The sequence below is a fragment of the Agromyces sp. NPDC055661 genome (assembly GCF_053618135.1).
On sequence record NZ_JBSHHC010000002.1, the window covers coordinates 426,987 to 439,164 of the forward strand.

Sequence of the window (12,178 nt, forward strand, 5' to 3'; positions counted from 1 at the left end):
TACCCCGATCCGGTCGGCGGCGTCGCGCATCGCCGGCGTGGTGCCCGGCGGCGCCGGGTCGGAGCCGTCGGACCGGCGAGCGCACGTCGGGCCGGTCGATTCGACGCGTCGATGCGGCATCCGCTCGCCCTCGTGTACCCCGCCACCCCCGTGCTGGGGGAGGAACGTCGGCCCGGTGTGGCCTAGGCTGACGGGGCTGCTCCTTTCTTGGTAGAGGGGTGCTGCACTGTCCCGGGTCGCACGTTACGGGTGCGACCCGGGACGCATTCGTCTCCGGGGGAGTCCCGCGGTGGGCGGCTCCCGACGGAGGTCCGCAGATGCATCGATCAGGGATGCATCCCGCGCACACGACGATGCTCCCCGGCGAGTCGCCGGGGAGCATCGGGTCGTTCTGAGCGGTGCGCGTCAGCTCGTGCTGCGACCGCCGGGGCGCGAGGCGAAGCGCTGCTGCAGGAGCACCGCGACCACGATGATGACGCCCTTCACGACGGCCTGGACCGACGTGGAGAGGTTGTTCTGCGTGAACACGTTCGTCAGCGTCGAGAAGATCAGGACGCCGAGCACGGTACCGACGATGGTGCCGCGACCGCCCACGAGGAGCGTGCCGCCGACGACCACCGCGGCGATCGCGTCGAGCTCGTACAGGAGGCCGTGCGTCGACGTGCCGGCCGTGGTGCGGCCGAGCATCATGACCGCGGCGATGCCCGCGGTGAGGCCCACGAGCACGTAGAGAGCGACGAGGTGGCGCTTGACGCGGATGCCGGCGAGGCGCGTGGCCTCGAAGTTGCCGCCGATCGCGACCGTGCGGCGACCGAAGGTCGTGCGGTTGAGCAGGAACCAGCCGACGACGGCGACGATCACGAAGATCCAGATGAGCCACGAGATGCCGAGGAAGGAGCCGCGGAAGAAGTCGAGGAACCCGTTGACGGTGACGATCTGGGTCGTCTTGTTCGACAGGAGTTCGGCGAGTCCGCGGGCGCCGACGAGCATTGCGAGTGTCGCCATGAACGGCACCACCTTGCCGTAGGCGATCACGATGCCGTTGATGAGGCCGGCTCCGGCGCCGACCGCGAGGGCGACGGCGACCATGAGCAGCCAGCTCGTCTGGTCGGCGGCCGCCTGCACCCACGACAACGACGCGACGACGGTCGCGAGGCCCATGACCGATCCGACGGAGAGGTCGATGCCGCCCGCCGTGATCACGAACGTCATGCCGATGCTGATGACGCCGATGATCGAGGCGAAGCGGATGATCGTCAGGAAGTTCTCGAAGTTCCAGAAGCGGTCGCCCGCGGTGATCGCGCCGACGGCGACGAGCAGCAGCAGTGCGATGACGAGGCCGAGGTTGCGGCCCACCGCGCCGCCCAGGAGGCGTCGCGCGAGGCTCTCGTCGGATTTCGGGGCTTCGGTCGTCGCTTCCGCGGCGGCGGGGGCGGTGGTCTGGTCGCTCACGCGGCGACTCCTTCCATGATGAGATCGAGCACGCCGTGCTCGTCGATGTCGGTGGCGGGGGTGGTGTGCAGGACGCGTCCGTCGGCGATGACGAGGACGCGGTCGGAGAGGCCGAGCACCTCCTCGATCTCGCTCGAGACGACGACGATGGCGTTGCCGGCGTCGGCGAGGCGACGGATGAGGGCGTAGATCTCGGCGCGGGCGCCGACGTCGACGCCGCGGGTGGGCTCGTCGAGCAGCAGCACGCGGGTGCCGTGCACGAGCCAGCGGCCGAGGAGGATCTTCTGCTGGTTGCCGCCCGACAGCGTGCCGGTGATGCGGTCGGGATCAGCGGGTCGCAGCTCCAGCGCCTCGATCTGCTCGCGGGTCACCGAGCGCTCGCGGCGCTCGTCGAGGAACGACGCGCGTGCGAAGCGGGCGAAGGTGGCCAGCGTCACGTTCTTGAAGATGGGCTCCTCGAGGATGAGGCCCTGGCTCTTGCGCTCCTCGGGGGAGAGTCCGACGCCGGCCTCGACCGCCGCGTTCACGGATCCGGCCTTGAGTCGCCTGCCCGCGACCGAGACCGAGCCCGACGTGGCCTTGCGGGCGCCGTAGATGGTCTCGAGGATCTCGGAGCGACCGGATCCCACGAGCCCCGCGAGGCCGACGACCTCGCCGGCGCGAACGTCGAACGAGACCTCCGAGAACTCGCCCTTGAGGCCGAGGTCGTCGACCCCGAGCACGACGGGTGCATCGGCGGGGAGCGGCCGGCGTGCCGGGAACACGTTCTCGACCGAACGGCCCGTCATCAGGCGGATGAGCTCGGGAGTCGGGGTCTCGGAGACCTTGAGGCCCGTCGCCATGCTCTTTCCGTCCTTGATGACGGTGATCCGGTCGCCGATCTGGCGGATCTCCTCGAGCCGGTGCGAGATGTAGATGATCGCGATGCCCTGGGCCGTCAGCTCGCGGACGACGCGGAAGAGGTTCTTGACCTCCTCGGAGTCGAGCACGGCGCTCGGCTCGTCCATGATGATCAGCTTGGCGTCGTGCGAGAGGGCGCGCGCCATGCTGACGATCTGCTTGTTGGCGGCCGAGAGCGTGCCGACCTCGCGGTGGGGGGAGAGGTTGCCGTGGCCGAGTCGCGCGAGCAGCGCGCGCGTGTGCTTCGCGGCCTGGCCGCGGTGCAGCACCCCGCCCGTGGCGAGCTCGTGGCCGAGGTAGATGTTCTCGGCGATGCTCAGTCCGTCGACGACGTCGAGCTCCTGGTACATCGTCGCGATGCCCAGGTCGATGGCCGCGACCGGGTTGTCGATCTGCACGGACTCGCCCTGCCACAGGATCTCGCCGCCGTCGGGCTGGTGCGCGCCGGCGAGCACCTTGATGAGGGTCGACTTGCCCGCACCGTTCTGGCCGAGCACGCAGTGCACCTCGCCTGCGACCACCTCGAGGTCCACGCCGGAGAGCGCTCGGACGCCGGAGAACTCCTTCGTGATCCCGCGCATCTCGAGTAATGACGCAGTGTTATCACCTTTGATCATGCGATGAACATAACAGATGACGGGCTGCGACGACTACCCATGCCAGGACGAGCGTCATCCCCAAACGTATACGCGTGCATGCGCGCGCGCGTGGAGAAGTACCGGGATCACGGGTCGGTCACGACTTACGACGAGTCACGATAAAAAGGTGACAACCGAGCGTGCACTTATGCTACGGTGACGATTGTCAGCGTGGACAGCAGCTGCCGATCCCCTCCCCGGGTACGCGCGCTCCGCGTCTCCGCCGGCATGTCTGCGAATCACTGAAACGGAGGAAGCACATGCGCACAGCGCACTCCCGTCGGCACCTTGTGGCCGCGGCAGGCGTCATGCTGGCGGTCACGGGCCTCGTGACCGGCTGCACCGCCTCGACCGACGACACCAACGCCGGTCCGACCAACAACGCCAACAACTCGGAGTCCGGCGACACGGTCCGCATCGGGTTCTCGGGCCCGGCCGCCGACCACGGCTGGCTCGGCGCGATCAACTCGGCGGCCATCGCCGAGGCGGAGAAGTACGACGACGTCGAGCTCGTCGTGGCCGAGGGCACGAACGACGCGAACCTGCAGATCAGCCAGGTCGAGACCTTCATCAACGACGGCGTCGACGCCATCGTGCTGCTGCCGACCGACGGCGCGGCGCTCACCGAGGTCGCGATCAAGGCCATGGAGGCCGGCATCCCGGTGATCAACGTCGACCGCGAGTTCTCGAGCCCGTTCGCCGCCCGCGTCACCGTCCTGGGCGACAACTACGGCATGGGCGTCAGCGCCGGCACCTACATCTGCGAGAAGCTCGGCGACAACCCCGACGCGGTCGTCGCGGAGATCGCCGGCATCGACTCGCTGCCCCTCACGCAGGACCGCTCGCGCGGCTTCGCCGACGCGCTCGACGACTGCGGCCTCGAGGTCAGCAACCGCGTCGCCGCGGACTTCACGGTGCAGGGCGGCGAGGCTGCCGCCTCGCAGCTGCTGGCCGCCGCGCCGAAGATCGACGCCATCTGGAACCACGACGACGACCAGGGTGTCGGCGTCCTCGCCGCGATCGACGCAGCGGGCCGTGACGAGTTCTTCATGGTCGGCGGCGCCGGCTCGAAGAACGCGATGGACCAGATCAAGTCCGGCGACTCGGTGCTCGAGGCGACGGTCATCTACCCGTCGACGCAGGGCGCCGACGGCATCGCGCTCGCGCGACTCGTGGCGCAGGGCAAGTCGCTGGGCGACCTCGTGGAGCAGGACGTGCCGACGCGCATCGTGCTCTACGCACCCGTCGTGACGGCCGAGAACGTGGACGAGTACCTCCCGACCGCGTTCGCATCCTGATCAGCGGCCGGTGAGCGGGCGACGCCCGCCTGGACAGGGTCCGCCCGCTCACCGGGGCAGCCGCACGACGAATCGGACGCCCGCGTCGCGCTCGCGACGCGGGCGTCCCACGACCCACCCCTCGACAGGGACGAGAGAGAGAACGATGAGCACGTTGCGGGTAGCCATGATCGGCTACGGATTCATGGGTGCCGCCCATTCGCAGGGATGGAGGGTCGCTCCGCGCTTCTTCGACTTGCCCGCCACGCCCGAGATGACGCTCCTCGTGGGGCGCAACGGCGGCTCCGTGGCATCCGCCGCAGCGAAGTGGGGCTGGTCCGAGACCGCGAACGACTGGCGCGAGGTGCTCGACCGCGACGACATCGACGTGGTCGACATCGTCACGCCCGGCGACTCGCACGCCGAGATCGCGATCGCCGCGCTCGCGGCCGGCAAGCACGTGCTGTGCGAGAAGCCGCTCGCGAACACCGTCGAGGAGGCCGAGGCGATGGCCGAGGCCGCAGCGGAGGCCGCGTCCCGCGGCGTGTACGCCATGGTCGGCTTCACCTACCGCCGCGTTCCCGCGGTCGCCCTCGCACGCCAGATCGTGACCGGCGGCGGTATCGGCGACATCCGCCAGGTGAAGGCCGAATACCTGCAGGACTGGCTCGTCGACGAGACGGCCCCGCTCGCGTGGCGCCTGCAGAAGGAGCACGCCGGTTCGGGCGCGCTCGGGGACATCGGCGCGCACGCCATCGACCTGTCCCAGTTCATCACCGGTCAGCGCCTCGTCGACGTGGCCGGCACCATCGAGACCGTCGTGAAGGAGCGTCCGCTGCTCGAGTCGGGCTCGGGCCTCTCGGGCACCGCCGGCGCGGGCGTCGGCACCGTGACCGTCGACGACGTCGCCCTCTTCACCGGCCGCTTCGACGGGGGAGCGCTCGGCTCCTACGTCGCCTCGCGCATGAGCACCGGCCGCAAGAACGCCCTGCGCATCGAGGTCTCGGGTTCGAACGGCGCGATCGCCTTCGACCTCGAGGACATGAACGCGCTGCACGTCTACGACGGCGCCGCGCCGACCGACCGCCAGGGCTTCACGAAGATCCTCGTGACCGAGCCCGAGCACCCCTACGTGGGCGCATGGTGGCCCGCCGGGCACATGCTCGGCTACGAGCACGGATTCAGCCACCAGGCGAAGGACTTCGTCGAGGCGATCGCCGCCGGCGTGCAGCCCGAGCCCTCGTTCGCCGACGGACTGCACGTGCAGCGCGTGCTCGGCGCCGTCGAGCGCAGCTCGAGCGAGCGCGGCGTCTGGACGAACGTCGGCTGACCACATATCGTCACATCGCATCGAGGAGGATTCCGTGACCAGACCCATCACCTTGTTCACCGGCCAGTGGGCCGACCTACCGCTCGAGGAGGTCGCGCGCCTCGCCTCGGAGTGGGGCTACGACGGACTCGAGATCGCCTGCTGGGGCGACCACCTCGACCCGTGGCGCTGGGACGACGACGCGTACATCGAGGACCGGCTGGCGCTGCTCGACCGGTACGGCCTGAAGGTGTGGGCGATCTCGAACCACCTCAAGGGCCAGGCCGTCTGCGACGACCCGATCGACTCACGGCACCGCGACATCCTGTCGGCGCGCGTGTGGGGCGATGGCGAACCCGAGGGCGTGCGCCAGCGCGCCGCGGAGGAGATGCAGCACACCGCCCGACTCGCGGCGAAGCTCGGCGTGAAGACCGTCGTGGGCTTCACCGGTTCGGCGATCTGGAAGTACGTGGCCATGTTCCCGCCGGTGTCGCAGGAGCTCATCGACGCGGGCTACCAGGACTTCGCCGACCGCTGGAACCCCATCCTCGACGTCTTCGACGAGGTCGGCGTGCGGTTCGCGCACGAGGTGCACCCGTCAGAGATCGCGTACGACTACTGGACGACCGTGCGCACGCTCGAGGCGATCGGGCACCGCGAGGCGTTCGGCCTCAACTGGGACCCGTCGCACATGGTGTGGCAGGACCTCGACCCGGTGGGCTTCCTCTGGGACTTCCAGGACCGAATCTACCACGTGGACTGCAAGGACACGCGCAAGCGCATGGTGAACGGCCGCAACGGTCGCCTCGGTTCGCACCTCGCGTGGGCCGACGCCCGCCGCGGGTGGGACTTCATCTCGACCGGCCACGGCGACGTGCCGTGGGAGGACGCGTTCCGCATGCTCAACACGATCGGCTACCAGGGCCCCATCTCGGTCGAGTGGGAGGATGCCGGCATGGACCGCCTGGTCGGCGCGCCCGAGGCGCTCGAGTTCGTGCGCCGACTCGCGTTCGACGCGCCCGACGCCGCGTTCGACGCCGCGTTCAGCACGAAGTAACCGCCGACTCGGCGCCGACGGGCGCCGCCAACCGAAGAGGCCCCGGTCGCATCGACCGGGGCCTCTTCGCTTGCGCAGCGGATGCCGCGGAGGCGTCGCTACCGTGCGGGGATGGGTGCGCCCACGACCATCGCCTCGACGCTCTCAGGGGAGAGGGCGTGGTGGATCGCGAGCATGCAGGCGCCGAGCACCGCGGCATCCGACCCGGCCTTCGACTGTGTGATCTGCAGGTGCTCGGTCGCGAGCGGCATGGAGCGCGTGTAGACGATCTCGCGAACCCCGGCGATGAGGTGCTCGCCCGCCTGCGCGAGGTTGCCGCCGATGACGATGACCGAGGGGTTGATGAGGCTCACGCACGTGGTGAGCACCTCGCCGATGTCGCGGCCGGCCTGGCGCACCGACTGGATGGCGTCGATGTTGCCGCGCTTGACGAGGTCGACGACGTCCTGGCTGGACTCGGCCACGAGGCCGGTCTCGCGGAGCTCGCGGGCGATGGCGGGGCCCGAGGCGAGGGCCTCGAGGCATCCGCGGTTGCCGCAGGTGCAGGGCACGTCGGCGCCGCGCGCGACGTAGACGTGGCCGATGTCGCCGGCGGTGCCCTGGGCGCCGCGCTGGAGGATGCCGCCCGAGATGACGCCGGAGCCGATGCCGGTGGCGACCTTCACGAAGATGAGGTGGTCGACCTCGGCCCACGACAGCTCGCGCTCGCCGAGCGCCATGATGTTCACGTCGTTGTCGACGAGCACGGGCGCGTCGAAGACGTCGCTGAACCAGCCGGGCACGTCGAAGCGGTCCCAGCCGGGCATGATGGGCGGGTTGATGGGTCGGCCGGTGCTGTGCTCGACCGGACCGGGCAGCCCGATGCCGATCGCGAGGAGGTCGCGCTCGTCGCGGCCGACGCGGGCGAGGAGTTCCTTCGCCGCAGTGGAGACCCAGCTCAGGACGGCCTCTGGGCCGTCGGAGACCGGGATGCGATCGTCGCTCTCGCCGAGGATGCGGCCGGTGAGGTCGCTCACGGCGAGGCGCACGTGCGAGGCGCCGACGTCGACGCCGAGCACGACACGGCCGCTGGCCGTGATCGCGAACTGGCTCGAGGGGCGACCGCCCGTGGAGACGGCGTCGCCGACCGGGCCGACCAGCCCGAGGTTCATGAGCGCGTCGATGCGGAGCGCGACCGTCGACCGGGCGAGTCCGGTCATGGCCGAGAGCTCGGTTCGGGTGCGCGGTCGGCCGTCTCGCAGGATCTGGAAGAGGTCGCTCGCGACCGAGGATCCGAGGGCGGTGACGTGTGCGTCGTCGACCGGGGGACTTACGTCGTTCATAGTCATATACTCTCACGTTCGAGGGTCGAAGATCGAGCACCAGACTCGGATGTCTCGGCGATTTCCGCCGAGGTTCCGCGAGTCCGGTGAGCTGGTCGAGGAATGACCGGCGCTCGAGGGTCAGTGGCCGACAGGTTCTCGGAAGGCGGTTGCCGGATCGGACATCGTGAGCGCGCTCCCACGGCGGAACTCGGCCGCCTGCAGCACGCTCCACGGGCTGAGGAGGAACGGCGCGGTCTCCGCGAGCTCGAGGAAGGCCGTCGGCGCCACCCAGGCCCACTCGAGGACCTCGTCGGGATCGGGAGCGAGCATCGTCGGCAGCTCCGCGACGAAGACCGGGCACACCTCGTGCTCGACCGTGCCGTCGGGGGCCACCGCGCGATAGCGGAACTCGGGCAGCACGAGCCGGAGGTCGCGCGGCTCGACACCGAGCTCCCGGCGCACGCGACGCACCACGGCGTCCTCGAGGTCTTCGCCCGGAGTCGGATGTCCGCAGCACGCGTTCGTCCAGACGCCGGGCCAGGTCCGCTTGGCGAGGGAGCGACGGGTCAGGAGCATCCGGCCGTCGGCGTCGAAGCCGTAGCACGAGAACGCGAGGTGCAGCGGGGTGTCGGGGCCGTGCACGAGGCGCTTGTCGGCCGTGCCGACGGGCGATCCCGCGTCGTCGAGCAGCACGACGAGCTCGACGTCCGCACTGGCCCTCCCGCTCACCGTGGGACCGCCGCCCCGGTCACGCGCGCCGCCTGCAGCACGAGGTCGCGCACGCCGGCGGCCGGCACGAGGTCGGGCGCGGCATCCCAGAACGGCAGCGACGCGTCGGAGCTGAGGAGCAGCGGCGTGTCGTCGGCCGAGTCGGGCAGCCGGCCGTGGGTGCCGCGCACGCACGACGGATCCAGCGGGATCACGTTCATCGCGTACCGCAGCCCGAGCTTCTTGCGCACGAGGTTCATGCCGGCGCGCACCTTCACGAGCGGGTCGGAGGGGTCGAGGAAGAGCTCGGCCGGGTCGTACCCCGGCTTGCGGTGGATCTCGACGCAGCGCGCGAAGTCGGGCGCCCGGTCGTCGTCGAGCCAGTAGTAGTAGGTGAACCAGGCCCCGGGCTCCGCGACCGCGACGAGCTCGCCCGACCGTTCGTGGTCGAGGCCGTAGCGGGCCTGCTGCTCGCGGTCGAGCACCTCGTCGACGCCGGGCAGCTGCTCGAGCAGGTCGCGCACGCGTGGCACGTCGGCCGGGTCCGCCACGTAGACGTGGGCGACCTGGTGGTCGGCGACGGCGAACGCCCGGGAGGTGAGCGGGTCGAGGAGTTCGCGCCCCTGCTGCTCGTGCACCTCGAGGAGGCCCTCGGCGCGGAGCATCCGATTGACGTCGACGGGTCGATCGGCTCGGGCGATGCCGTACTCGGCGACCGCGATGACGGATGCCCCGAGCGTCAGCGCGTCGTCGAGGAGCGGCGCGAGTGCGGCATCCAGCTCGGCGGCGGCGCGGTCGGCTTCGGGGGAGTCGGGCCCGAAGCGCTGCAGGTCGTAGTCGAGGTGCGGCAGGTACGCCATGACGAGGTCGGAGCCCTGCTCGCGCAGGAGGATGCGCGTGGCCTCGACGATCCACCGGCTGGAGCGGATCGACGCCGTCGGGCCCCAGTAGTGGAACAGGGGGAACGTGCCGAGCTCCTCGGTGAGCCGGTCGTGCAGCGCGGGCGGCCGCGTGTAGGCGTCGGGCGACTTGCGTCCGTCGGCGTGGTAGATCGGGCGCGGCGTCACCGTGATGTCGGTGCTCGCGCCCATCGCGTACCACCAGCCGACGTTCGCGGCCGTGAAGCCGGGCTCGGCGCGGCGCGCGGACTCCCAGACCTTCTCGCCGCCGACGAGCGCGTTGTGCTGCCGCCAGAGGTTCACCTCGCCGATGTCGCGCAGGTACCAGCCGTTGCCGACGATGCCGTGCTGCGCCGGCGCGAGCCCGGTGAGCATCGTGGACTGCACGCTGCACGTGACGGCGGGCAGCACGGTGCCGAGGCGGGCCTGCACGCCGCCGGCCGCCATCGCCCGGAGGCGCGGCATGTGCGCGAGGGCGCGCTCGGTGAGGCCGACGACGTCGAGCAGGAGCACCCGGGTCACGAGGCCACCTCCTCGAGGGCCGCTGGGGTGCGAGCGGATGCCACGGCGGCCGCCTCGTCGGCGGTGAGCAGTTCCTCGACCGCCCAGCGCAGCTCGGCGGCGATGCCGTCGACGAGGTCGTCGACGCCGCCGGGCAGCACCGACCACGTGTACGTCTCGATGTCGAGGTGCGCCTCGTCGCCGTGCGCCGTCGCCCGCACCGCCGCCACGGCATCGCGCAGCACGTCGGTGCTCGCCAGCAGCGGAAGCGTCGGGGCGAGGTGCAGGGGCACGTGGAAGTGCACCCGCCAGGGGCCGTCGCCGGGGAGGTCCTCGAGCGCGTCGGGCAGGTCGTCGACGGGCGTCACGGCGCCGTCGGGGCCGAGCTCGCGGGTCTGGTGCAGGTAGCGCTGCTCGACGAACGCGGCGACCGCCTCCCGGCTCGCCGGGTCGGCGGGATCCTCGACGTGGAGCGCCGCCGAGGCCTGCACCTTCACGATGCGGATGCCGGCCGACTCCACGAGCCGCACGGTCGCGGCCGGGTCGGCGAACGAGACCGCGAGGTGGCAGGTGTCGAGGCAGATGCCGACGTGCTCGGGATCGATGCCGTGGGCGCGGCGGTCGGCCGCGGCATCCGCCTCGGCGTCGGATGCGGGCGCGCGCAGGCGCGGGGCGAGCCAGCGGACGACGTCGGCCACGGTGTCGAGCACGCAGCCCGGCTCGGGCTCGATCGCGAGGCGGATCGTGCGGCCCGTGCGATCGCGCAGGTCGCGGAGCCCGTTCGAGACCCGGCGCAGCGCTGCGGTCGCGCGCGCGTCGTCGTCGGCGGTCCAGGGCGTGCGCCAGCCGAGCGGCAGCGTCGAGATGCTGCCCGACCCGCCGGGCGGCAGCAGCTCGGCGAGTACGGCCGCGCAGTCCAGCGTGTAGTCGGCGCGGCGCCGGTCGGTCCAGTCGGGCCGGTAGACGTCGAGCTTCACGACCTCGGCGTGGAACGCCGCGTAGGGGAAGGCGTTGATCGTGCGCACCTCGAGGCCGTTGGCCTCGAGCCCGGCGCGCAGCCGGTCGCGGCCCTCGGGGTCGGCGACGAGCCGACGGGCGAGGTCGGCCGGCAGCCACAGGCCGACGCCGAGCCGCTCGAGCCCGGCGGCGCGACGGGCGGGTCCTGCGTACGCGTCGAGCTGGGCGAGGACGCCCTCGAGGTCCTCGGCGGGGTGCACGTTGGTGCAGTACGAGAGCTCCATCAGGCGCGCACCCCCCGCAGCACCGAGTTGCCCTCGAACGTGGCACCCGCTGCGGCGAATGCGACGTCCGCGGCATCCGCCTCGAAGCCCGGCACCGGGTCGAGGTTGAGCCAGCCGCTCTGCCCGTAGAAGGCGACGGGGTTCTGCCAGAGCACCACGTCGACGTCGTCGAGGGTGAACCCGGCCTGGAGCATCGCCTCCGCGGTGGCGCGCGTCTTCAGCGGGTCGGAGTGGCCCCAGTCCGCGGCGCTGTTCGCCAGCATCCGCTCGGTGCCGTACTCCTGGAGGATCGCGACGAACCGGCGCTCGTCCATCTTCGTGTCGGGGTAGATGGAGAAGCCCATCCAGCAGCCGCTCTCGGCGACGGCGCGCACGGTCATCTCGTTGAGGTGGTCGACGACGACGCGCTCGGGCGCGAGGCCCGACTCGCGGACGACATCGAGCGTGCGGATCGTGCCCGCGGCCTTGTCCCGATGCGGGGTGTGCACGAGCGCCGGGAGTCCGAAGCGGTCGGCGAGCTCGAGCTGCGCGGCGAACGCCTCGTCCTCGGCGGCCGTCATCGAGTCGTAGCCGGTCTCGCCGACCGCGACGACGCCGTCCTTCCCGAGGTAGCGGGGGAGCAGGTCGAGCACCTCGCGGCAGCGCGGGTCGTTCGCCTCCTTGGGATTCAGGCCGATCGTGGCGTGATGGCGGATGCCGTACTGCGCCGCCCGGAACCGCTCCCAGCCGATGAGCGCGTCGAAGTAGTCCGCGAAGCTGCCGACGTTGGTGCGCGGCTGCCCGAGCCAGAACGAGGGCTCGACGACCGCGCGCACGCCGGCGTCGTACATCGCCGTGTAGTCGTTCGTGGTGCGCGACGTCATGTGGATGTGCGGGTCGAAGATGCGCACGG

General features: G+C 71.1%; 10 protein-coding genes. 3 read left to right on the forward strand and 7 right to left on the reverse strand.

The window, feature by feature from the left end:
- Positions 1–405 precede the first annotated feature (405 nt).
- Positions 406–1,452, reverse strand: coding sequence for an ABC transporter permease (locus ACWGO8_RS15595; protein ID WP_452043938.1), 1,047 nt, complete (start codon positions 1,450–1,452; stop codon positions 406–408).
- The gene (locus ACWGO8_RS15600; RefSeq protein ID WP_452043939.1) at positions 1,449–2,969 is read right to left on the reverse strand and encodes a sugar ABC transporter ATP-binding protein; all 1,521 of its coding nucleotides are present in this window, start codon (positions 2,967–2,969) and stop codon (positions 1,449–1,451) included. The genes ACWGO8_RS15595 and ACWGO8_RS15600 overlap by 4 nt, the downstream gene beginning before the upstream one ends.
- 281 nt (positions 2,970–3,250) lie before the next feature.
- Here ACWGO8_RS15600 and ACWGO8_RS15605 point away from each other — a divergent pair, with 281 nt between their 5' ends.
- The 3 genes from ACWGO8_RS15605 (at position 3,251) to ACWGO8_RS15615 (ending at position 6,633) form a co-directional block, all read left to right on the forward strand.
- Positions 3,251–4,288: a substrate-binding domain-containing protein gene (locus ACWGO8_RS15605; protein ID WP_376955243.1), complete on the forward strand. Its 1,038-nt coding sequence runs from the start codon at positions 3,251–3,253 to the stop codon at positions 4,286–4,288.
- A 145-nt stretch (positions 4,289–4,433) separates the two neighbouring features.
- The gene (locus ACWGO8_RS15610) at positions 4,434–5,597 is read left to right on the forward strand and encodes a Gfo/Idh/MocA family protein (protein ID WP_452043940.1); all 1,164 of its coding nucleotides are present in this window, start codon (positions 4,434–4,436) and stop codon (positions 5,595–5,597) included.
- Between the two features lie 34 nt (positions 5,598–5,631).
- On the forward strand, positions 5,632–6,633 hold the full coding sequence (locus ACWGO8_RS15615) for a sugar phosphate isomerase/epimerase family protein (protein ID WP_376955241.1): 1,002 nt from the start codon (positions 5,632–5,634) through the stop codon (positions 6,631–6,633).
- 98 nt (positions 6,634–6,731) lie between these two features.
- Here the strand turns inward: ACWGO8_RS15615 and ACWGO8_RS15620 are convergent, their stop codons facing one another.
- From ACWGO8_RS15620 to ACWGO8_RS15640, 5 genes are all read right to left on the reverse strand, one after another.
- The gene (locus ACWGO8_RS15620; protein WP_376955239.1) at positions 6,732–7,955 is read right to left on the reverse strand and encodes an ROK family transcriptional regulator; all 1,224 of its coding nucleotides are present in this window, start codon (positions 7,953–7,955) and stop codon (positions 6,732–6,734) included.
- 120 nt (positions 7,956–8,075) lie between these two features.
- Positions 8,076–8,666 carry an isopentenyl-diphosphate Delta-isomerase gene (gene idi / locus ACWGO8_RS15625; protein WP_452043941.1) on the reverse strand — a complete coding sequence of 197 codons (591 nt, stop codon included), beginning with the start codon at positions 8,664–8,666 and terminating at the stop codon, positions 8,076–8,078.
- The gene (locus tag ACWGO8_RS15630; protein WP_452043942.1) at positions 8,663–10,066 is read right to left on the reverse strand and encodes an alkaline phosphatase family protein; all 1,404 of its coding nucleotides are present in this window, start codon (positions 10,064–10,066) and stop codon (positions 8,663–8,665) included. Before ACWGO8_RS15630 ends, idi begins: the two co-directional genes overlap by 4 nt.
- Positions 10,063–11,286, reverse strand: coding sequence for a metabolite traffic protein EboE (eboE, locus tag ACWGO8_RS15635; RefSeq protein WP_452043943.1), 1,224 nt, complete (start codon positions 11,284–11,286; stop codon positions 10,063–10,065). The genes ACWGO8_RS15630 and eboE overlap by 4 nt, the downstream gene beginning before the upstream one ends.
- A complete protein-coding gene (locus ACWGO8_RS15640) occupies positions 11,286–12,176 on the reverse strand; it encodes a TatD family hydrolase (protein WP_452043944.1) in 891 nt (296 codons plus the stop codon). The genes eboE and ACWGO8_RS15640 overlap by 1 nt, the downstream gene beginning before the upstream one ends.
- Between the last annotated feature and the right edge of the window lie 2 nt (positions 12,177–12,178).

What these genes read in the sequence shown, in the direction of transcription:
- ACWGO8_RS15600 (WP_452043939.1), bottom strand. Translation starts at nt 2,969, where the DNA reads ATGATCAAAGGTGATAACACTGCGTCATTACTCGAGATGCGCGGGATC.
- ACWGO8_RS15605 (WP_376955243.1), top strand. Translation starts at nt 3,251, where the DNA reads ATGCGCACAGCGCACTCCCGTCGGCACCTTGTGGCCGCGGCAGGCGTC.
- ACWGO8_RS15610 (WP_452043940.1), top strand. Translation starts at nt 4,434, where the DNA reads ATGAGCACGTTGCGGGTAGCCATGATCGGCTACGGATTCATGGGTGCC.
- ACWGO8_RS15620 (WP_376955239.1), bottom strand. Translation starts at nt 7,955, where the DNA reads ATGAACGACGTAAGTCCCCCGGTCGACGACGCACACGTCACCGCCCTC.
- eboE (WP_452043943.1), bottom strand. Translation starts at nt 11,286, where the DNA reads ATGGAGCTCTCGTACTGCACCAACGTGCACCCCGCCGAGGACCTCGAG.